This is a genomic window from Pseudarthrobacter sp. MDT3-1 (assembly GCF_054510755.1).
This window is the reverse complement of record NZ_JBTNDX010000044.1, coordinates 1-20,427: the sequence shown is the minus strand read 5'-3', so window position 1 is coordinate 20,427 and position 20,427 is coordinate 1. Positions and strand designations below refer to the sequence as shown.

Annotated in this window: 21 protein-coding genes and 2 pseudogenes; 12 read left to right on the top strand and 11 right to left on the bottom strand. The window is 65.9% G+C overall.

The window, feature by feature from the left end:
• Positions 1-105: 105 nt before the first annotated feature.
• Positions 106-711 carry a malonic semialdehyde reductase gene (locus ACX80X_RS20235; protein ID WP_459313162.1) on the bottom strand — a complete coding sequence of 202 codons (606 nt, stop codon included), beginning with the start codon at positions 709-711 and terminating at the stop codon, positions 106-108.
• A gap of 232 nt (positions 712-943) precedes the next feature.
• Between ACX80X_RS20235 and ACX80X_RS20230 the strand changes: the two genes are divergently transcribed.
• A complete protein-coding gene (locus tag ACX80X_RS20230; protein WP_252610895.1) occupies positions 944-2,113 on the top strand; it encodes a serine hydrolase domain-containing protein in 1,170 nt (389 codons plus the stop codon).
• A 77-nt stretch (positions 2,114-2,190) separates the two neighbouring features.
• Entirely contained in the window at positions 2,191-3,543 is a 1,353-nt protein-coding gene (locus tag ACX80X_RS20225; RefSeq protein ID WP_459313159.1) for a uracil-xanthine permease family protein, read from the top strand.
• A 30-nt stretch (positions 3,544-3,573) separates the two neighbouring features.
• On the opposite strand, the gene ACX80X_RS20220 is transcribed toward ACX80X_RS20225, so the two are convergent.
• The 4 genes from ACX80X_RS20220 to ACX80X_RS20205 all read right to left on the bottom strand — a co-directional run bounded on the left by ACX80X_RS20220 (position 3,574) and on the right by ACX80X_RS20205 (position 6,832).
• Positions 3,574-4,437 carry an SGNH/GDSL hydrolase family protein gene (locus tag ACX80X_RS20220; protein WP_252601993.1) on the bottom strand — a complete coding sequence of 288 codons (864 nt, stop codon included), beginning with the start codon at positions 4,435-4,437 and terminating at the stop codon, positions 3,574-3,576.
• Complete coding sequence (locus ACX80X_RS20215) at positions 4,434-5,252, bottom strand: GAF domain-containing protein (protein WP_252610893.1); 819 nt, start codon at positions 5,250-5,252, stop codon at positions 4,434-4,436. Before ACX80X_RS20215 ends, ACX80X_RS20220 begins: the two co-directional genes overlap by 4 nt.
• A gap of 124 nt (positions 5,253-5,376) precedes the next feature.
• The gene (locus ACX80X_RS20210) at positions 5,377-5,892 is read right to left on the bottom strand and encodes a hypothetical protein (protein ID WP_252601988.1); all 516 of its coding nucleotides are present in this window, start codon (positions 5,890-5,892) and stop codon (positions 5,377-5,379) included.
• A gap of 40 nt (positions 5,893-5,932) precedes the next feature.
• Positions 5,933-6,832, bottom strand: coding sequence for an SDR family oxidoreductase (locus tag ACX80X_RS20205; protein WP_252610892.1), 900 nt, complete (start codon positions 6,830-6,832; stop codon positions 5,933-5,935).
• 187 nt (positions 6,833-7,019) lie between these two features.
• On the opposite strand from ACX80X_RS20205, the gene ACX80X_RS20200 reads away from it, so the two are divergent.
• Entirely contained in the window at positions 7,020-7,514 is a 495-nt protein-coding gene (locus ACX80X_RS20200) for a DUF6328 family protein (protein ID WP_252601982.1), read from the top strand.
• A gap of 50 nt (positions 7,515-7,564) precedes the next feature.
• Positions 7,565-8,226 (top strand): annotated as a pseudogene (locus tag ACX80X_RS20195) (DUF6766 family protein).
• A gap of 61 nt (positions 8,227-8,287) precedes the next feature.
• Here ACX80X_RS20195 and ACX80X_RS20190 read toward each other — a convergent pair.
• The 3 genes from ACX80X_RS20190 to ACX80X_RS20180 form a co-directional block, all read right to left on the bottom strand.
• The gene (locus ACX80X_RS20190) at positions 8,288-9,412 is read right to left on the bottom strand and encodes a glycerate kinase (protein WP_252601979.1); all 1,125 of its coding nucleotides are present in this window, start codon (positions 9,410-9,412) and stop codon (positions 8,288-8,290) included.
• A 71-nt stretch (positions 9,413-9,483) separates the two neighbouring features.
• Positions 9,484-10,308: a class I SAM-dependent methyltransferase gene (locus ACX80X_RS20185; protein ID WP_252601977.1), complete on the bottom strand. Its 825-nt coding sequence runs from the start codon at positions 10,306-10,308 to the stop codon at positions 9,484-9,486.
• Positions 10,309-10,362: 54 nt separating this feature from the next.
• Complete coding sequence (locus ACX80X_RS20180) at positions 10,363-10,749, bottom strand: DUF7793 family protein (RefSeq protein ID WP_252601975.1); 387 nt, start codon at positions 10,747-10,749, stop codon at positions 10,363-10,365.
• A gap of 134 nt (positions 10,750-10,883) precedes the next feature.
• Here ACX80X_RS20180 and ACX80X_RS20175 point away from each other — a divergent pair, with 134 nt between their 5' ends.
• From ACX80X_RS20175 to ACX80X_RS20165, 3 genes are all read left to right on the top strand, one after another.
• Positions 10,884-12,509: a sensor histidine kinase gene (locus tag ACX80X_RS20175; protein WP_459313156.1), complete on the top strand. Its 1,626-nt coding sequence runs from the start codon at positions 10,884-10,886 to the stop codon at positions 12,507-12,509.
• A 20-nt stretch (positions 12,510-12,529) separates the two neighbouring features.
• Entirely contained in the window at positions 12,530-14,068 is a 1,539-nt protein-coding gene (locus tag ACX80X_RS20170) for a putative bifunctional diguanylate cyclase/phosphodiesterase (protein WP_252601971.1), read from the top strand.
• 287 nt (positions 14,069-14,355) lie between these two features.
• Positions 14,356-15,297 carry an EAL domain-containing protein gene (locus ACX80X_RS20165; RefSeq protein WP_459313154.1) on the top strand — a complete coding sequence of 314 codons (942 nt, stop codon included), beginning with the start codon at positions 14,356-14,358 and terminating at the stop codon, positions 15,295-15,297.
• A gap of 6 nt (positions 15,298-15,303) precedes the next feature.
• On the opposite strand, the gene ACX80X_RS20160 is transcribed toward ACX80X_RS20165, so the two are convergent.
• The 3 genes from ACX80X_RS20160 to ACX80X_RS20150 form a co-directional block, all read right to left on the bottom strand.
• Positions 15,304-16,110, bottom strand: coding sequence for a glycerophosphodiester phosphodiesterase (locus ACX80X_RS20160; RefSeq protein WP_374209961.1), 807 nt, complete (start codon positions 16,108-16,110; stop codon positions 15,304-15,306).
• A 27-nt stretch (positions 16,111-16,137) separates the two neighbouring features.
• Complete coding sequence (locus ACX80X_RS20155) at positions 16,138-16,386, bottom strand: hypothetical protein (RefSeq protein WP_252610889.1); 249 nt, start codon at positions 16,384-16,386, stop codon at positions 16,138-16,140.
• Between the two features lie 103 nt (positions 16,387-16,489).
• Positions 16,490-17,308, bottom strand: a complete 819-nt coding sequence (locus ACX80X_RS20150) for an HAD family hydrolase (RefSeq protein ID WP_252601965.1) — start codon at positions 17,306-17,308, stop codon at positions 16,490-16,492.
• A 136-nt stretch (positions 17,309-17,444) separates the two neighbouring features.
• Here ACX80X_RS20150 and ACX80X_RS20145 point away from each other — a divergent pair.
• From ACX80X_RS20145 to ACX80X_RS20125, 5 genes and pseudogenes are all read left to right on the top strand, one after another.
• Positions 17,445-18,014, top strand: a pseudogene (locus ACX80X_RS20145) (ABC transporter substrate-binding protein); the annotation flags it as partial.
• Positions 18,015-18,132: 118 nt separating this feature from the next.
• Entirely contained in the window at positions 18,133-18,336 is a 204-nt protein-coding gene (locus ACX80X_RS20140) for a DUF1905 domain-containing protein (protein ID WP_252610887.1), read from the top strand.
• 14 nt (positions 18,337-18,350) lie between these two features.
• Positions 18,351-18,647, top strand: coding sequence for a YdeI/OmpD-associated family protein (locus ACX80X_RS20135; protein ID WP_252601959.1), 297 nt, complete (start codon positions 18,351-18,353; stop codon positions 18,645-18,647).
• Between the two features lie 81 nt (positions 18,648-18,728).
• Positions 18,729-19,376 (top strand): metalloregulator ArsR/SmtB family transcription factor, encoded by a 648-nt coding sequence (locus ACX80X_RS20130; RefSeq protein ID WP_459313152.1) that lies wholly within the window; start codon positions 18,729-18,731, stop codon positions 19,374-19,376.
• Between the two features lie 9 nt (positions 19,377-19,385).
• Positions 19,386-20,405: an MFS transporter gene (locus ACX80X_RS20125; protein WP_459313150.1), complete on the top strand. Its 1,020-nt coding sequence runs from the start codon at positions 19,386-19,388 to the stop codon at positions 20,403-20,405.
• Positions 20,406-20,427: the final 22 nt, after the last annotated feature.

Below are 20,427 nucleotides of genomic sequence, written 5' to 3'. Positions count from 1 at the left end.
ACCCGTCTTCATACCAACACCAACACCCGCCAGACCACGACGGGGTGCACCAGTGCGCACCGACCGCGGTCACGTCCCCTCCATTTTCGGACTAGTGAGCGAGCGTTAGACGGTGCGGACAACGTCCTCGTAGCTGAACTTGGGCTTCGCTGCGCCCCAGGCGTCTGCGCCGGCCTGGCCGATGTTGACCACCAGGAAGCTCTTCTGGTCGCCGGCCGGGAAGAACGCGGCGTCGATGGCACCGAAGTCGGCTCCGGTCATCGGGCCGGCTGCGAGGCCGAGGGACCGGACGGCCAGGATGAAGTAGCCGGCCTGCAGGTGGGCGTTGTTGTTGCCGGTGGACGCAGCCAGGTCCGGGGCGGCGTCGTATATGGCCTTCGGAGCGTTGTATTCGGGGAGGAAGTTGTCCCATTGCTCGGCCCAGGCGGTGTCGTAGCTGAGGATGGCAACCAGCGGCGCGGAGGCGGTCTTGGCCTTGTTGCCGTTGGCCAGGGTGTCGACCAGCGTGGCGCGGGCCTCGTCCGAGCGGACGTAGGTCACGCGGAGGGGCTGGGAGTTGAAAGCCGTGGGGCCGAACTTCGTGAGCTCATAGATGGCGCGGGCCTGGTCCTCGGTCACCTCACCGGTAAAGGAGTTGGCCGTGCGGGCCTCGGCAAAAATGGCGTCGACGGCGGCCGAATCGATAACCGCTTCTTCGTGGGCAATAGTCATGGCGTACCTTTCGCTGGGCCGCTCATCGCAAATGATGGGCCGGCGGTCTGCTTTCCATAGTTGTAACTTCAAGCAGGCCGGACCTCTTCCCAATACGCAGGTGACGTTCACCACAGCGGAGGCGGGATTTCTGCTTGACCCCTCCAGAAAGCCTGAGGAACATAGGCGGTAAAGGCGCAGCCTGCCTGATCGTGCTCCCTGCGCCGCCCGACCCCAGCAGGGACGTGAAAACATGTCGGAGCCTCGGAATCGCCCATCACGGATCCGGTTCTCCGCCGTTCTGGCCGCCATCGTGGCAGTCGTGCTGACGGGCTGCACAGCGGCACCGCCGGCGCCTGTGCAGGTCACCCGAGCGTCCGTGACGTACCGGACCATCCTGGCGGAATTCAGCAAAAGGATGCTGGACCTCGGAGCCCCGGCAGTCCTGATCGAGGCGCGGATCGACGGCGAGACATTTTCGTCGGCTCGCGGGGCCCGCAGCCTCGAAACGTCGACGCCGGCTGAGGTCACCGACCCGGTCCACGTCGCCAGTGTCACCAAGTCCATGGTCGCCGTTTCGGTCCTCAAGCTCGTCGAGGAAGGCATCATCCAGATCCAGGACCCGGTGGGACGACACCTCCCCGAATTCGACACCCTGATGAAGCCGCCAGGCCCTGTCACGGTGGAGCATCTCCTGCGGCACACCAGCGGAATGCCCAACTATCACGACCCGCAACTGACGTCGCGCACGCTGCAGCAGGCGCTGACGCAGCCCATCACGGCTGAAGAAATTCTTGCCCTGACAGCCATCGTGCCCTGGGTGCTGACGCCCGGCGACCGCATGCTGTACGCCAACGCGAACTACATTACCCTTGGCCTCATCGTGCAGCGCCTGCGCGGCCAGCCCATCGCCCAGATCTTCCGGTCAGACATTATCGACCCCCTCAGGCTGACCGGCACGCATATGACCGGCCCCGGTCCGGCACCCGCAAACATGGTCCATGGCTACATCACTGTCGACGGCGTTCGGCTGGACACTGCGTACCTGGCCGGGCTCATCGGCAACACCGCGGCCGGCCTCGTCTCGACTGTCGGCGACGTGAACACGTTCTACGCTGCGCTCATGGACGGGCGGCTCCTGAAGCCCGACACCGTCAAGGAGATGCTGCTGGCGCCCGAGGGCTACGGGCTGGGCCTCGACCGGTGGGGCGACGCCTGCGAGGGCGGCTTCTACTACGGCCACGCGGGCGACACGGCAGGATACGGAACGATGGCCCTGACAACCCCGGACGCCAGGCGCCAGTTGACCATTAATCTGGCGTATCCACCTGGACCGCTAAACCTCACCCCGTACGCGCCCAGCAATGAGCTGGCCTGGGAAGTATTGAGGATCGCGCGGAAGGCACTCGACAGCACTTGCTGAACCCGGACCGGGCCGCGCGATATTGTTGCACCGGAAGATCCCAGCCCCAGCGGCAACCCCCTTGAAAGGCCCCGACCATGAGCATGCTCGGAATGAAATGGAAGCTCCACGGCACCGGCAAATCGATTAAGCCCGGCCACGTGGTTGCTCCGGATGAGCGGCTGGCCTGGCCTCTGACCATCGGCGTGGGCATGCAGCACGTCGTAGCCATGTTCGGAGCCACCTTCCTGGTGCCCATCATCACCGGGATGCCACCGGCCACCACCCTCTTCTTCTCCGGCATCGGCACGCTGCTGTTCCTGGTCATCACCAAGGGGCGGGTGCCCAGCTACCTCGGCTCCAGCTTCGCGTTCATCGCGCCCATCATGGCGTCCCAACAGCAGTTCGGCGTGCCCGGCGCGCTGGGCGGAGTGGTGCTCGGCGGCGTCGCACTGGCCCTGATCGGCGCGATCGTGCAGAAGTTCGGCGCGGGCTGGATCAACCGGCTGATGCCGCCCATCGTCACCGGCGCCATCGTGGCACTGATCGGCCTGAACCTTGCACCCGCGGCGAAAATGAACTTCGACGCCGCCCCCGTCACCGCCGTCATTACGCTGGCCACCATCATCCTGGTCGGCGTTCTTTTCCGCGGAATCGTCGGCCGGCTCAGCATCCTCGTGGGCGTGGTGGTGGGCTACCTCGTCGCCATGCTGCGCGGCGAAGTGAGCTACGAAAAAATGGAAGCCGCCGCCTGGATCGGCCTCCCGCACTTCCAGACCCCCGAGTTCCACGTGGGCGTGCTTGGCCTCTTTGTCCCCGTGGTACTGGTCCTCGTGGCCGAAAACATCGGGCACGTGAAGTCCGTGGCGGCCATGACCGGCCAAAACCTCGACGGCGTCTCCGGCCGCGCGCTGATGGCCGACGGTGCCGCCACGGTCCTCGCCGGCATCGGCGGCGGCTCCGGCACCACCACGTACGCGGAGAACATCGGCGTTATGGCGGCTACCAAGGTGTATTCGACGGCGGCGTACTGGGTTGCCGGCGTCTTCGCCATTGTGCTGAGCTTCTCGCCGAAATTCGGCGAACTCATTGCCACGGTCCCGCCGGGCGTGCTGGGCGGAGCGGCCACCATGCTCTACGGCATGATCGGAATCCTGGGCGTCAAGATCTGGGCACAGAACAAGGTGAACTTCTCCAACCCGGTGAACCTGACCACCGCCGCCGTCGCGCTGATCATCGGTATTGCCGACTACACGTGGACCATAGGGGAACTGACGTTCACGGGCATCGCCCTCGGCTCAGCCGCCGCCCTGGTGATTTACCACGGCATGAAAGCCATCGCGAAGGCCCGCGGCTCGGTGGCTGAACCGGAAACGGAGCAGGCGGGCCTGCCTCCTGCCGTGAGGGCCGCCGTCAACGCAGCAGCGAAACGCGCGCCGAAGAAACGCTGACCTTTTCGGGCCCCGGGTCAGGCTCCTGCGTCAGGCCGCGCGACCGCCGCCGATGAATGGTCCGGGCGGGGTTCCGATGCCGAAGACCGGCCGCGGCTCGGGACGCTTGGCGGACAGCTCCGCTTCTGGCGGGTGCTTCAGTTGCCGGATCACCCACGGAACCAGGTATTCCCGTGCCCAGATGAGGTCCTCGGTCCTGGCCTCCTTCCAGCTGCGGGGCAGCGGCGGCTTGGGCGCCAGGGGCTCCAGCGTGTGCGGGACACCCAGGGCCTTCAGCACGGCCGCGGCGATGGTGTGGTGCCCCAGCGGTGAGAAGTGCAGCCGGTCCGGATCCCACATGCCCGGGTTCGACAGTTCGCGCAGGAACCACAGGTCAACCATGACCGCGTCATGGCGGGCCGCCACCGCGTGGAGGTTCTCATTGAAGATGGCCACTTTGCCGCGGATCTGGCTGAAGACCGGCGTCGCACCCCAGTCCGGCCCGGCAAAGAGGACCACGGTGGCGCCGGACCTTGCCAGTTGTGCCACACCGTCGTCGATTTTTTCTGCGAGCCGGTCAGGATCGCTGCGCCGGAAAACAATGTCGTTACCGCCGGCGGAGAGCGTGACCAGGTCAGGTTTCAGGGCGACCGCCGCGGCAAGCTGGTGGTCGAGGATCTGCTGTACCAGCAGGCCCCGGACGGCAAGGTTGGCGTAGGCGAAATCAGGCTGGTTCGCACTGAGCTCCTCGGCCACACGGTCCGCCCAGCCGCGGAAACCGCCCTCGCTGCGCGGCTCGGGATCCCCGATCCCCTCGGTAAAGGAATCGCCCAGTGCCACGAGGCGGTGCCACGGGTGGGGCGCCGGTTCCACAGCGGTGTTCTTGGCTGCAATGTCCTGTTTCCAGACGTTCATGCCGTGCTCCCTGTTTTGTAGGGTCCCTCGCTGAGGGAGGGGGTTTCAAGTCCAGCGAGTCCCCGGAAAGGGGCGTTTTCCCGGCCACGTCCGGCCGGGTCCAGGCGCGAGGCAGCCACAATATTCAAGGCGGTCTCACGAAGCCCCTGGCGGGTATGCCGCGCGACGGTCCGGAGGTACTGCAGGGCCGCCTCATGGCCGAGTCCGTAATCGGATTTGAGGGCGCTTACTGCCAGGTCCATAATCACCATGGAGCTTTGGGCTACCGCAAGTTGCGCGCCGGCTTCGGCCCGCTCCGCCACCCGCACCACCATCCACAGCGACCGGGCAACCTGCCGCGCATACCGGCGCGTCCTGATGATGTCCTCGCTGGTGAAGGCGTGGGGAGTGGACGCGTAGAGGCTCAGTGCGGCGCTCCAACCGGCGGCGGCCGCAATCGGCATTGACAGCAGCGACCTGACGCCGTGGTCCGCGGCAGCACTGGCATAGCCCGGCCATCGCCGGTCGCGGGCGACGTCGGCCAGGTGCACAAAATCCCCCGTGCGCACGGCCTCAAGCACGGGTCCGTCTGCAAACGAGCACTGTTCTTCGTCTGCGGCGCGGGCCGCGGGGGTGCCGGCGGCGGCGGTTCGGGCCGATCCGCGGCGGAAGAAGGTGGCAGCCCAGCTGATCCCGCGGGAATCGCCATCGATGTCGCGCATGAACTCGCGGGTAACCGCAGCAAGGAAGTCTTCAACATCCGTGCTGTCGAACACCACATCCTGGGGGTCGGGAAGCGATTCCCAGCCCGGCTCCCCCGGTGTCTCCGCGGCCATGTTCCACGCCTAGGTTCGAAACGCGTGGCCCACTGCAAAACCTGCTTCTAGGATACGTCCGGTGAAGGCCCCCCAGGGCGTGGACCACCCACATAAAAACCGCAGTCCGGGCACAGAACAGTGCTTACCCGGCGTCGAAACTTTCGTCGCCGTCGTCGTTCGGTGATTCGTCCTTGGCGCGGTCGGTTCCGCTGCCGTCCGGCAGGCCGGCAGCATCCTGTCCGGATTCCGACGAGAAGGGTTCAGAACCCTGCGAATCGGCGTTGGCGTCGTTGATCTCCGCCTCGGCGGAGGGCACGACGGCGTCGCGCGGGATGGGCGGTTCGCCCGGCTCGAACCCGGGATCATTGGTGTCACTTTCGGCGTGGTGCTGGTCATCGGTGCCACCGAAACGGCCGGCACCCGGCTCGCCGGCACTGTCCTTGTCTTCCTCATCGAAGTGGCTGAGATTGGGCGTGCCCGTGGCGAACGTTTCGCCGTCGGGGCTGTTCTGGTTCAGGCCGGCGGCATCAAAGTCCTCTTCCTCACGGGGCTGGGCGAACTGCTTAGTCTCCGCGCCGCCCACCTCCTGTTCCGCCGTCGGCGTGCCGTAGCCGCCCACTTCCACGTGCGGTTCTGTGCGCTGGTTGTCCTGACTCATGGTTCCTCCTGGTGGATGTGAATCTGACGTGCAAACTTCGTTACAGGCCCTTGCCGCCGGTCACCGGCAGCACTGCTCCGGAGATGTAGGATCCCTGGTCGGACGCCAGCAGCACATACGCCGCGGCCAGCTCCGCCGGCTGACCCGCCCGCTGCAACGGCGTGTCCTGCCCGAAAGTGGGCAGCTTGTCCGGCCATTCCGTGGCGGGGATCAGCGGAGTCCAGATGGGGCCGGGGGCCACCGCGTTTACGCGGATTCCCTTTGGTCCCAGTTCCTGGGCCAACGCCTTGGTGAAGGCAACCTGCGCTGCCTTGGTCATGGCGTAGTCGATCAGCCCCGGCGAAGGATTAAGGGCCTGGATGGAGGCCGTAGTAACGATCGAGGAGCCGGCTTTCAGGTGCGGAACTGCGGCCCGGGCCGTCCAGATCAAGGAATAGAGATTGGTCTTGAACACGCGGTCGAATTCCTCGGTGGGGAGTGACTCGAAGCTCTCGCGGTTCTTCTGGTAGGCGGCGTTGAGCACCACCACGTCCAGACCGCCGAATTCAGCCACAGCATCAGCGACGATCCGGGTGCTGAAGTCCTCCTCCCGACCGTCTCCGGCCAGCAGCAGCGCGCGCTGGCCCGCTTTGCGGATCCAGGCGGCGGTGTCCTGGGCATCTTCCTCTTCTTCCGGAAGGTAGGAAATTGCGACGTCGGCCCCCTCGCGGGCGAACGCGATGGCCGCCGCCTTGCCGATCCCGGAATCGCCGCCGGTGATGAGCGCGGCCTTACCCTGCAGCGCACCGCGCCCCTCGTAGCTGAGTTCGCCGTGGTCCGGCTTCGGATCCATCGGCGCGGTGAGTCCCGGCTGCTTCTGTTCCTGCTTCGGGAAGGGCCCGGAGTAATAGCCGTCCCGGGGGTCTGTGGGCGGGCCTGTCCGGTTCTGCGTATCGCTCATAGTCCACCTCTTCATTGAATCGGTTTTCGAAGGGCTCCGGCCGGCACCGGCTCTTTGAAACTATCCCGCCCGGAGGAGCAAAGTCCAGCGCCCGGAGGAAATAATCAGTAAACTTATCAAACGTTGCCCTTGGCGCAGCTTCAGCCTAGTTTTGGAGCACACGCCCAGCCCCGGAGCAAGGAGAAACATGTCGGATGTGGAGGACTTCACCGGCAGCACCGGCCGGAATGAAACCCGCGAGGAGCAGCTTGACCGGAACTGGGCTGAGTTGCTGCAGGAACTCCGGGTGCTGCAGACCGGGGTTCAGATCCTGGCCGGTTTTCTCCTGACGTTGCCGTTCCAGCAGCGGTTCGAGGACCTGGACGATTTCCAGGTGGCCCTTTACCTCGTCAACGTTGTGATCGCGACGCTGACCACCGCCTTTATCCTGCTTCCCGTCAGCGTCCACCGCCGGCTCTTCCGCCAAAGGCTCAAGGAAACCCTGGTCTCCAGCGCAGACACCATTACCAAAATTGCCTTGGCCGGCGTGGGGATGCTCAGTGTCGGGACAGCTGCCCTTGTCTTCGACGTGACGGCCGGCCGAGCCGCCGGCCTGACCGCCGGCGGAATCCTGCTGGCAGTCCTTCTGGTGCTGCTGGCTTATGTCCCGCTGCGGCTCAATAAACGCGCAGCCGAACAGTAGCCAGGTCAATAAGCCAGCAAGCTGCTGGGGATCCATTCGAAAAAGTGCACATGCGCACGTGGGCCAAGGAACACGGGCTTTTGCTCGCCAACGCCGGACTTTTCCTGGCGTTTTTTGTTGGCATGATCCTCTCCGGAGCTGCCGCCTACGGCGAGGACCAGGCGGCCCACGGGCAGCCGGGAGTCACGGTTCTGGACTACCTGTCTACGGGAAATTTTGTGGAGCCCACGTTTGAAAACTGGGAATCCGAGTTCCTGCAGATGGCCATGTACGTGATCCTGACCGTGTTCCTTTTCCAGAAGGGTCCTCCGAATCCAAGCCTGTGGGCAAGGCTGCGCCGCAGGACCAGGATCCGCGCGATGCCACCATCAGCGAGGCCACGCCGTGGCCGGTGAAGCGCGGCGGCCTGGTGCTGAAGCTGTATGAACACTCCCTGTCCTTGCTCCTCCTGGCACTGTTCATCGCCTCGTTCACACTGCACGCCTTCGGCGGCACGTCCGCATACAACGAGGAACAGCTCAGCCACGGCGAGTCCCAAGTGACGATCCTGGAGTATCTGGCCACCAGCAGGTTCTGGTTCGAATCCTTCCAGAACTGGCAAAGCGAATTCCTCGCCGTGGCGGTCCTGGTGGGCGCCTCCGTCTACCTCCGCGAAAAGGGCTCACCGGAGTCCAAGCCGGTGGCCGAGCCGCATTATGAGACCGGGGCCTGAGCGGCGCGCGCCTAGTCAGCCGCAGCCCAAGCAGTAAGCCCAGCGCCGCCGGGGGCTGGCTTCAGGCGCCTTCCAGAACCTGGCTGGTAGCCCAGGCCAGGTGTTTTGCCGCGTTGGCGACGGCGTCTTCCGGGCTGGCCGCGACATCCAGCAGCTGCGCGGCGGCTACCACGCCGTGCGCCGCGAGGTCCTCGGGCGTCACCATGATCCGCCCCGCCACCACGATCACCGGAATCCCGCGTTCCCGGGCGGCGTCGGCGAGCGCGATGGGGGCCTTGCCGGTCAGCGACTGCGAGTCCATGGAACCCTCGCCGGTGATCACCAGGTCGGCGTTGTCCAGTTGGCCCGCGAGGCCGGTGAGCCCGGCGACGAGCGCGAACCCGCCTTCCAGCCGGGCGTTGGTGAAGGCAAGGAACGACGCCGGGAAGCCGCCCGCCGCCCCGGCTCCCGGGATGTTGACGTCCCGGCCAGTCGCCTCCCGGAGTACAGACGCCCAGTTGCGGAGACCGGCGTCGAGCTGTTCCATTGCCTCGTCGTCGGCGCCCTTCTGGGCCCCGAAGACGTGGGCCGCGCCTGTGGCGCCATAGAGCGGGTTCTGGACGTCCACGGCGATCCTGAACGAGGCGGCGGACAGCCGGGGATCCAGTCCGGTGGCGTCCAGGGCTGTAACGTCGGCGAGTGATCCGCCGCCCAGCGGCACAACGTTGCCGGCGGCGTCCAGCGGCTTGAGGCCCAGCGCACGCAGGGCACCGCTGCCGCCGTCGGTCATGGCCGATCCGCCCAGACCCAGCACAATCTCGGTGGCTCCGGCGTCGAGGGCCGCGGCGATCAGCTGTCCGCAGCCGTAGCTGTGGGCCCGCAGGGCGTTGGCGGGGGTGGGCTCCATCTCGGCCAGGCCGGAGGCCTGCGCCGTCTCGATGACGGCGGTAGCACCGCCGTCGGCGTTCTTCCGGATGGCCCAGGCGGCGCCCACGGGGGCGAGGATGGGACCCACGACGGCGTTGAGCCGCTCCTCGTAGCCGGCCGAGACGGCAGCCTCCAGGGTTCCTTCACCGCCGTCGGCGATTGGAAACTGGTTGGCGACGGCGTCCGGGTAGACGCGCAGCGCACCTTCGGCGATGGCGGCGGCGGCCTCCGCGGCGGTGAGCGAGCCCTTGAACTTGTCCGGAGCGATGAGAATGCGCATGCCGTCCATCATGCCAGCCATGTCCGGGAAAGCGCTTGCCCAATCCGGCATGCGGACAGCGCGGGACGCCCCTACCGGCGGGCGTCGGGATCTTTGGCCTTGAGCACCGCAAAGTAGCCCGGTACGCGGCTGTTCCCAGCGGCGTCCATCAGCGGGTTGGTCTCGATGGTCGCGGCCCCGTCCTCCACCAGCGTCCACCGGTCCTTGGGCATCACACGGGCGAGCTCCTGCGGTCCGAAATGGGCCGGCATGGGCAGTGTCCGGATCGCGAGCTCCAGCGGGGCCGGGATGCTCCGCAGCGACGCACCCAGATGCGCGACGTACTCCACCGGGTTGCCCGGGAAGTTCGTCTCCGCCAGAAAGACTGTGCCGCGGGCGCCCACGAGCTGCCTCAGATTTTCCATCAGCGCGGCCTGATCGGCCTCGGTCAGAACGTGCAGCACGCCACGGACAAAGACGTTGGCATCCGTGGATCCCACCAGCCCGGAGACAGCCCCCAGCTCGGTCATGTCACGGGCCAGGTAGCTGACACCCTCAACGCCCGCCGATTCGTCCCGGGCACGGGCCACCGCGTGCGCAGACACGTCAACGCCCAGCACCTGCGGTGAAAAAGCAGTCAGCGCGCGGCTGAAGGCGCCGTGCCCGCACCCCACATCCACCACCGGAAGGTTGGGATCGAAGTGCCGCTGCAGGATGTCCCGGTAGCCCAGCAGCTCCTGGTCCGTGCCGGAGTCCCACAGCACGTCACTGCGGGCGCCTGTCCGGGCGATTCCGGCCCAATACATGTCCCAGGCCGCGGTCCTGTTTTTGGGAGCCGACCAGGACAGCCTGATCAGTTTGGGCAGGATCAAGTACTTCCGCAAGGCGGCGAGCACCGGTTTCGCTGGGGATGGCATCGTACAAATATAAGACGCCGAACACGCCGCAGCAGTTTGGCCGGGCGGGTCCGTTCAGGCGGTGGCCGCTGGCTCCTTCAGCAGCCAGGCCATGGCATCGTCGCGGGACGTAAAGAACCGGGTGGGGCAGGGCAGTTTGTTGATACCCAGGATGAAGTTGGCCAGTACTTTGTCAACGGGCGACGCCCCCAGCAGCGCAACGCGGGAGGCCTGGCAGGGGCGGCCAAAAACCGTACGGGCTCCCCGGCTGACCTTGGCCGTGGTGGCCATATCCACCAGCATGGGGTGTCGGCGGGCGCCGCACAGGTCATTGACCTTCTGCATGGCCGCCTCAGCGTCGGGTTCCGTAATGGACACACCCCGCGGCCACTTCAGCTGGATAACACCCCGTTCATCCAGCGTCAGGTCCGTCTTGGCCGCTTCTGCAGGCTGACTCGTCACGATTACCCTCCGCGCATTCTTATAGGAACAGGTATGCTCCGTCACCCTACAATGTACTCAGTCAGGAGCAAGCAGGTGCTCACTCAGGAGCGAAGGGGGCAGGTTTGCCAGCGGTCACACCACATTTCGCAACCGTGCCATACCTGGCTGTCGTTGCGGACCCCGACGCCGGGCGCCGGGAATTCACCACGGCGGCACTGGAAGCGGCGGGCTTCACGGTCAAAACTGCCGGCGACGCCGCCAGCCTGTCGGCGCTTCTGGACCAGCGCGAGCCCTCCGTCCTGATCCTGGACAGTTCACTCTCCGACGTCGACGCGACCGCCCCTGTGCTGGTCCTCGTGGATCTCGACAGTCCGGCAGAGGTCAAGTCAGTGGAGCATGCCGGCGTACGGGACTCCATCGCCAAGCCGCCTGCTGCCAAGGAACTCGTCCACCGCGCCACAGCCCTGATCAACCTGGTCTCCCGCCGGAACGAAGCGCGGCAGGAAGCGGAGACGCTCCGCGAAAGGCTGCGGCAGGTATCCGCGGCGGTCCGCGGAACCAACCATCCGCAACAGATCGCCGACTTTGTGGTCAGGGGGTTCGGCGAGACGTTCGGCGCGGACCGCGTCTGGCTGACCACATTCGACGACGACAGGGTGCCACCCATCACCGCCCAGTGGCAGCGGCCCGGCCTTGCTCCGCTGCCCGAAGGATTGTTCACGGACGAAGACCCGGCGCGCAGGACGGCTGACGCACTGTGGTCGCGGGCTGAGGCCCTGACGGCGGACGGAGAGTTCGCACAGCTGGGCACCGGCGACGTCCAGCTGCCGGCCGAACTCGCGAAGCTGCGCGCCGCCGCATCCGTGGCCGTCCCAATGGGGGACGGCAGCTCGTCCCTGGGAATTATTTGGATCGCCCTGCTTAACTCGCCCAGGGAATGGTCGCGGGCCGAGCTGGCACTGATCCAGCACGTGGCAGGCAATACCGCCCACGGCCTGATCCAAAGCCACCTGATCACCAGCCAGCAGCAGGTGGTCAAGCAGCTCCAGCAGCTGGACAAAGCCAAAACCGACTTCCTGGCCACCGTCAACCATGAGCTCCGCACGCCGCTGACATCGATCATGGCGTACCTGGACATGATCCAGGAGAATACGTCCGATCCCGTGTCCAGCGAGGTCCACCAGATGCTGGACATCGTGGTCAGGAACACGGAACGGCTGCGGTTGCTGATCGAAGACATGCTGAGCGTTTCCCGCAACGGGCATGAACAAAGCCCGCTGCACCTGACCCCTGTCCGGCTGGCTCGGACTCTGGAGATCGTCACCGCCGCGCTCAGGCCGCTCGCGACAGTGCAGAACGTCGCCATTGTGATGGCCCGCGCCTCGGAGGATCAGGAAATCCTTGCCGATGAGGTTCAGCTCCAGCAGGTTTTCACGAATCTGGTCTCCAACGCCATCAAGTTCACCCCCGGCGGCGGACAGATCGACGTCGTCAGCCTGACGCGGGCAGATGCAGACGGCACCCGCTGGGCGACGGTCAGCGTCTCGGACAGCGGGATAGGGATCTCCAGCGACGAGATAGCCCACATCTTCACCCGCTTCTACCGCGCCTCGAACGCGATGTCCGGGGCGGTTCCGGGCACCGGACTTGGGCTCGCCATCACGCAGGACATCGTCCAACGCCACGGCGGCCGCATTGACGTAACCTCGGAGCTGGGCGTTGGCACCACTGTCACCGTGAACCTCCGCCTTGGAGCCCACGCGTCCCACGGAACCTGAACCCGGAAAGGAGGCACCAGATGTTCGCTGACGATGACCCCAGGCTCTCCCAGCTGCTCGATGGCATCGTCCGGCTCGCCTCCGGAGACCTCCAGTCGCGCATAGAAGTATCGCCGGCCCGGGACGAGCTCGACGCCATCATCATGGGCACCAACCTCCTGGCCGAGGACCTGCAGATCATCTACGAAGAGCTTGAGCAGCGTGTTGAGGTCCGCACACAGCTGCTGCACGAAGCCCACCGCGAAATGCAGATGATGGCCATGCAGGATCCCCTAACCGGCCTCGCCAACCGCTCGGCGCTTCTGTCCGCACTGAAGTCCGCCCAGGACCACGACGGCGATCCCCTCAGCCAGCCCGTCATCCTCCTCCTTGACCTTGACGCCTTCAAATCCATCAACGACACCCTCGGCCACACTGCCGGCGATCAGGTCCTGATCACCGTGGCGCAACGCATCCGCAGCGCCGTCCGGACCAGCGACGTGGTTGCCCGGCTGGGCGGGGACGAGTTCGCCATCGTTATGCCGGCCACGGGCGCCGACCAGGCCACCGTCGTAGGCCAGCGCATCCTGGCCGCCATCAAGGAACCCATTGACCTGCCTGACCGGACCGTCCGCTGCGGGGCGAGCGTAGGACTCAGCGTCGGGGCGGCCGGGCGGAGGGCCGAGGACCTGCTGATGGAGGCCGATGTGGCCATGTACGCCTCCAAAGCCGAGGGCCAGAACCGGCTCCACGTCTTCGAACCCGGGCTCCTGCTCATCCGCAGGCTCCGCAGCCAACTCCTGGAGGATCTCCGGGCCGCCATCAAGGGCAACGGTCTGGTGCTGCACTACCAGCCTGTGGTTGAACTGGGCACCGGCCGCATTGAAGGGGTGGAAGCCCTGATCCGCTGGGACCACCCCACCCGCGGCCGCATCATGCCGGACGAGTTTATCCCGCTGGCAGAAGATGCCGGCCTGATCTCCGAACTGGGCCTGTGGGTGCTCAGCACCGCTGTAGGCCAGCTACGCACCTGGATTGATGCCGACGTGGTGGACAGCCGGTTTTCCGTCCGGATCAACATCTCTGCAACGGATCTGCAGAGCCTGCAGTTCATCGAGGACGTCCGCGCCGTGCTCAAGGAGACAGGCGTCCGTCCCGAGCAGGTTGTCCTGGAGCTGACCGAAGCGGCCATCGTCAGGGGCAACGAACTGGACCGGTATTCCCTGGGCGGGCTGCGCGGGCTGGGGGTCGGGATCGAGATCGACGACTTCGGTACCGGATACTCCTCCATCAGCTACCTGCGCCGGCTCCCCGTGGACCGGGTCAAAGTGGACCGGTCCCTGATCGAGGGCCTGGGTACAGACCCCAGCCAGCCGGCACTGGTGGCTGCAGTCCTGCAGTTAGTGCGCGCCTGCGGGCTCGAAGCCGTGTGGGAAGGCGTGGAAACGGCGGAACAGGCCGAGCACCTCCGGAACCTCGGGTGCCTCAGCGCACAGGGCTATTTCTTCAGCAAGCCCGTTCCGCCCGAACGGATTCCTGCGCTGTTGGCCGAAACTTCTTCCGAAAGTAATAGAGGTTGATCGATTAAGGGCTGCGCTTTGGATCATCCCGATATACGATCAAGTTGCGGTATCCGATTCTTCGAGGCCAGGAAGATCGGCATTAATCAGAAGTAGCGAATTCCGAAGGCATCTGGAAATTTGAAAATAAAGGGGCCAAGGAGCCATTACTTCGTCAACTGGGGGCGTTGCTAATGACGGTTCGGGTACAAGCTTGGGGAGTTATAGCGGCGGTTTTGGCGGATTCCGATCCTGCCGGGGCGGCAATACGTCAGCGCCTTAGCAACCGCTTGGGGGAAAACCCCGGCATGCCGGAACGGGCCCTGCTGGAATATCTTCTGGAACGCCGGCAACAGGACACCACAGACGCGAACACGCCCGACACCGCGCGCTTCCCGCAGCCTCCCAGCGCCATGCCGCCACAGGTGGCCGAGCAGCTGGATTCCTTGCGCAGCCTGTCGCGGATCAGCGCGCTGCTGGAAAACCAGATGTTGATGACCGCGTTCCAGCCCATCTACGGCCTCGAGTCCAAGGCCGTAGTGGGCGTAGAGGCGTTGTCGCGCTTTGTCAGCGACGACGGCGCCAGCGCGGAACTCTGGTTCGCCGAGGCGGCCGCCGTTGGATTGGGAGCCAACCTGGAATTCTCGGCACTCGCATCCGCAGCCGCCGCAGCCGCAAAACTCCCCCCGCAAGTCTATGTCGCCCTGAACATCTCCCCCACGGCATGCCTGGATCCCCGGCTGCCCGAATTGTTCGACCACATCGAGCTGCCAATAGACCGCATTGTGCTCGAATTGACGGACGGAATTTCGGACGAGGAATACTCGCATTTCGTTTCCGCAATTACGCCGCTCCGGGAACGCGGGCTGCGCATTGCAATCGATGACTCACACCCCGGCGCGGGCGCCCTCAGCCGGATGCTCCATCTGCGGCCCGACTTCATCAAGCTGGGCAGGAACGTGATCAGCGGCGTGGACACGGATACGTCCCAGCACGCCCTGGCCGCTTGCCTGGTGGACTTCGCGGAGCAGATCGGCAGTATTCTGGTGGCCGAAGGTGTTGAAACCACCGAGGAACTGATGGTCCTCACAGAGTTGGGCTTCAGCGCCGGCCAGGGCTACCTGCTGGGCCGGCCCTCGGTGCAGCCGAAGGATTGGGCGGCATGGAATACGCCGCTTGACCCCGACGGGCTCCACCGCCTCGCCGCAGCAGCCGATCACGGCACCCACGGTCCCGGCGGCTCCGACTAACGCAAGTCAGCCGCCGGGCCACTCGCCTCGCTCCTGCAAGACCTGCTTCAGCAGATCCGCGCGGTCCGTCACGATCCCGTCCACGCCCAGGTCAAGCAACCGGTGCATCTCGGCGGGGTGGTTGATGGTCCACACATGGACCACCAGGCCCAGGGCGTGCGACCTCCGCACATAGGCAGGCGTCACCACGCGGATCGCCCCGTACCGGACCGGAACCTGCAGCGCCTGGACATCCCGCAACGGACCCCGCAGGACAAATCGCAGCCACGCGGCCGGAAGCACCGGCCCCAGCAGGACGAACAGCGCGTTCGTCACCATCCCGGCGGACGACGCCACCGGGCGGCTCAGCAGCTCCAGCACCGCCCGGCGTCGGCGGTCCGAAAAACTGGCCACCAGGACCCGGTCATGCGCGCCGTGCCGTTCGATGCCGGCGGCCAGGCTTTGCACGGAGTTCCAGTCTTTGACGTCCAGGTTCAGCCGGGCGGCCGGGAAGGCCACCAGGAGGTCATCGAAGAGCGGCACGGGCTCGCGCCCGCCGATCCGCGCGGTGGAAACCTCGGCGGCGGTCAGCTCGGAAATCCGGCCACGGCCGTCAGTGACCCGGTCCAGGGTGTCGTCGTGGAAGAGCAGCAGCACGCCGTCGGAGGTGGTGTGCACATCCGTCTCGAGGTACTCATAGCCAAGTTCGGCGGCGGCCCGGAATGCGGCCATCGAGTTCTCCAGCCCCTCCCGCGAGAATCCACGGTGGGCCATGGCGATGGGATGCGAAGGACGGGCAGCACCGCCGGAAGCATCAAAAAACGGCTCAGTCACGCTTGTGAGCGTACCGGAGCCGCTGGGCTATGCGTCCAGCGGCACAATCTCCACGCCGTCACTGCAGTGCAGCAGCGTGCGGCCGTGGCCGTCGTCCAGATCCACCCACACAGCGGTGTGGTCCCACGTGATGGCGTCCACGAACCCGCTGGTTTCGTATCCCGGGGCGCGGCGGACGCGCACGCGGTCGCCCTCTTTCAGTGCCTTCCAGTGCGCAGCCGGCTCTGCCGGGCGCAGCGGCGCTTCGGCCGCGCGTTGGTTGCCGTTCCTTGCCATGACTTCCCCTTTAGCCGCGGATGTGTATCCGTTGCCCACGGTAGGCGGCAAACGTGAACGGAAGGTGAGCGGAAGCTGTGAATTTCCGGCTACAGAGCCGGGATCAGGACAGCTCTACGCCCAGCGCCGCGAGCCTGGCCTCGAGAACCTGGGCCACGCCGTCGTCGTCAAAGTGGGGTGCCTGCTGCCCGGCGGCGCTGATGGCGTCCGGATGGCCGCTGGCCATGGCGTACCCGTGGCCTGCCCAGCGCAGCATCTCGACGTCGTTGGGCATGTCCCCGAACGCCACGACGTCGGCCGCGTCAATGGACAGGGAGTTGGCGTATTCGGCCAGGGTGACGGCCTTGTTGACGCCGGGGAGCGACAGTTCCAGCATCGCCACGGTGGGCGCGGAGTGCGTGGCGGCCGCCAGGTGGGCGACGGCGGGCCGCACCGCGGCCAGGAAGTCGTCCGCGGTGCCATCCCTGACAATCGCCAGGAATTTCACGACGGCGTCGTCCGGGGTGAGCGTTTCGGCCAGCGGGGCGGGGGTAAATTCGGCCAGCAGCTCGCTGGTGCCGTTCTCGATGAAACCGGGCTCAAGATGGAATCCGGTCAGTGTTTCCGCGGCGAAGAGAGCGGCCGGGCGCAGTTCCTTGATGATCCGCCGCAGTTCCAGCACCGCGTCCATGCCCAGCGTCCGGGCGGAAACCAGCCGGTCCGCTTCGAGGTCCCACACCACGGCGCCGTTGGAGCAGATGACCGTGCCGGTGTGGCCCAGCTGTTCCTCCAGCGGGTGGAGCCAGCGCGGCGGGCGGCCGGTGACAAAAACGAGCTCGATGCCGGCGTCCCGGCAGGCGTGGAAGGCCCGGACGGTGCGGTCGCTGATCTTTCCGTCGTGCCCAAGAATCGTTCCGTCAATATCACTTGCTACCAGCCGCATCCTGCCAGTCTACGTGGGGCAGGGGGCTTCCCGGGCCGTGAAGCCTCCTCCCTGGGGCCGGCCTGTTGGAGTCGCCCGGCGACGTTTTTTGACGCCGCGCTACGTTCTGTTGAGCCTGCACGTCGTTGCGTGAACGGTTGACGGCAGCGGCGACGTGGCCATCAACCCCACCGAAAACGCCCAGACGCTGAAACTGTTCCAGGACGGAAAGCTCGACGGCGCGTGGCTGCCTCAGCCCTGGGCCTCCCGCCTGGTGCTGACCGCCGGGGCCAAGGTCCTGGTTGACGAAAAGGACCTCTGGGACGGCTCACTCTCCGGCAAGGCCGGCGAGTTCCCCTCCACCATCCTGGTTGTGAACAAGAAGTTCGCCGCCGAGCACCCGGACACCGTAAAGGCGCTCCTTAAGGGCCACGCTAAGTCCGTTGACTGGCTGAACAGCGCGGCTGCAGCCGAGAAGGCCAGCGTCATCAACGCTGCCCTCAAGGAAGCGGCCGGTGCCGAACTGAAGGCCGACGTGATCGAGCGGTCCCTGAAGAACATCGTCTTCACGGTCGATCCGCTCGCCGGAACCTACCCCAAGCTGCTCAAGGACGGCGTGGAGGCCGGCACCACCAAGCAGGCAGACATCAATGGCATCTTCGACCTGACGGCCCTCAACGAGGTCACCGGGGCGAAGACCTCGGCTGCCGGGCTCGGCAAGGAGTAGACCGCGTTCAACCCGCCCGCTTGCCTGCAACTTCTCCGGATTGCAGACAGGTGGGCGGGTTTTTCGCGTTCCCTCCGGGTTTCTTTTCGGGCCGACCGGCCGGGTCGATAATGACCGTATGGTTCACTTCACCGCCACTGTTCAGCTGCGGGGTCCCAATCCCTTCGTGGACGTCCCGACGACAGCTGTGGCTGAGCTGCTGCCGCTTGCGGAGCATGGCCGGATCAGGGTGACCGGCACGCTCAGGGGTACGGAGTTCAACGCCACCGTGATGCCGGTCTCAGGTCCGGACGGCACTTCCTGTATCTTTCCGGCGGCCTGAGGACGGCAACGGGCGTGCGCATCGGGGAAACGGTCACATTGGACGTTCAAGCGCTCAACACCAACGAGGTCATCCCACCCGGAGATTTATCGGCAGCCCTGGACGCGGCCGTGGGAGCGGCAGGCAACTGGGGGCAGCTGCCCGTTTCGCAGCGGCGGGAGTTGACGCGCTTCCTTGAGGACGCCCGAACCCCGTCGACGCGGGCGCGCCGGGTGGAGCAAATTATGGCCCAGGTGCTGGGCGGGGACGTCCGGCCGCCGGGCCTGCGCGCGGTGGGCTGCCAGGAGCATCTGCAGGGCCTAACACCCTGAAGATCACGCGCCATGACCCCGCGTCGCAGCGAACAAGCCCTGATAGTATTCCAATATTCATTGGAATACTGGAGGTCGAAAGTGAACCGGGACGCCTACGCGCACGTGGCGCGCATTGGAAAGGCCATCAGCAGCGGAAACCGGCTCGAACTCCTCGAGCTGTTGGCGCAGGCTGAGCAGTCCGTTGACAGCCTGTCCCGCTTGTCCGGCATGGGGGTGACGACCGTTTCTGCCCACCTGCAAGTACTGAAGGGTGCCGGCCTGGTGCGGACGCGCAGGGATGGCACCAGGATCCACTACCGGCTGGCTGGTCCGGAGGTCGCCGGATTGTTCGTGGCGATGAAGAACATGGCGGCCCGGGTCCTCCCCGGCCTCTCCACCATCGACGGTGAGAAGGACTCCGGCAGCGGCCGCGATGACTCCGTGCCGCTGATCCGCACCATCGAGGAAATCCGCGAGGCATACATGCTTGATGTCCGCCCCGCGCACGAATACCAGGCAGGCCACTACCCGGGAGCGGCATCGATTCCCCTGGACGAGCTGGCCTCCCGGATCGGGGAAGTTCCGCGGGATCGGAGGGTCATCGTCTATTGCCGGGGCGAATTCTGCCTGCTCGCCCGTGATGCGGCACGTCTGATGCGCGGGCAGGGCATCGACGCGTACGCCATGGATGAAGGCGTCCTTGAATGGCGCGCCAGCGGCGACGTCGACCTGACCGCCACCGCATAGGCCCCGGCTGTGCAGCAGATCCCAGAAAAACTGGTCCAGTTCTACTCCTTTTCCTTGGAGCGCCGCCATGCGCTCTATCGGCGCACCCTCGCCGTCGTCATCATTTCCCAGATTTTCGGAGGGGCCGGTCTCGCCGCCGGCGTCACCGTCGGCGCCCTTCTGGCCCAGCAGATGCTCGGCACCGCAGGGCTGGCAGGCATCCCGGCGGCACTATTCACGCTCGGCTCAGCCGGGGCGGCCTTCCTGGTCGGACGGATTTCCCAATTCCGGGGCCGCCGTGCCGGCCTGGCCTCGGGATTCATCGCCGGCGGCATCGGAGCAGCCGGCGTCGTCCTGGCAGCGGTAACGGACAGCGTGGCCCTGTTATTCATTGCCCTTCTCGTCTACGGTGCCGGAACGGCCACCAACCTGCAGGCACGGTACGCCGGAACCGACCTCGCGCCACCCCAGCGGCGCGCCACCGCAGTCAGCCTGGCCATGGTGTCCACAACACTCGGCGCCGTTGCCGGACCGAACCTGGTCACCCCGATGGGCGCATTCGCCACAGCCTTGGGCATTCCGGCCCTGGCCGGACCGTTCCTGCTCGCCTCAGTCGCCTACGCCTTCGCGGGCCTGGTGCTGTATTTCTGGATGCGGCCCGACCCGCTCCTACTGGCTACCGCGATCAGTGCCCAGGACCGGGCGGAGACTGCCCCGGCCACCGATTCGCCGTCCACCCCGGAACCGCCGGGGAACAACCGCGGTGTCGCCGTCGGCACCACCGTCATGGTCCTCACCCAGATTGCGATGGTCGCCATCATGACCATGACCCCGGTCCACATGCAGTCGCACGGTCACGGCCTGACCGAAGTCGGAGTTGTGATCGGCATCCATATCGGCTTCATGTACCTGCCCTCGCTGATCACTGGCGTCCTCGTCGACCGGCTCGGCCGGGTCCCCATGGCCGTCGCCCTACGTGTCAGGCTGGAACGGTGCCACTGGGTCATAGCAAGTCCGCTTGATCGCGTGGGGCGAGAACCAGGAATCTAATCATTATGTCTAGTCCAGTTTT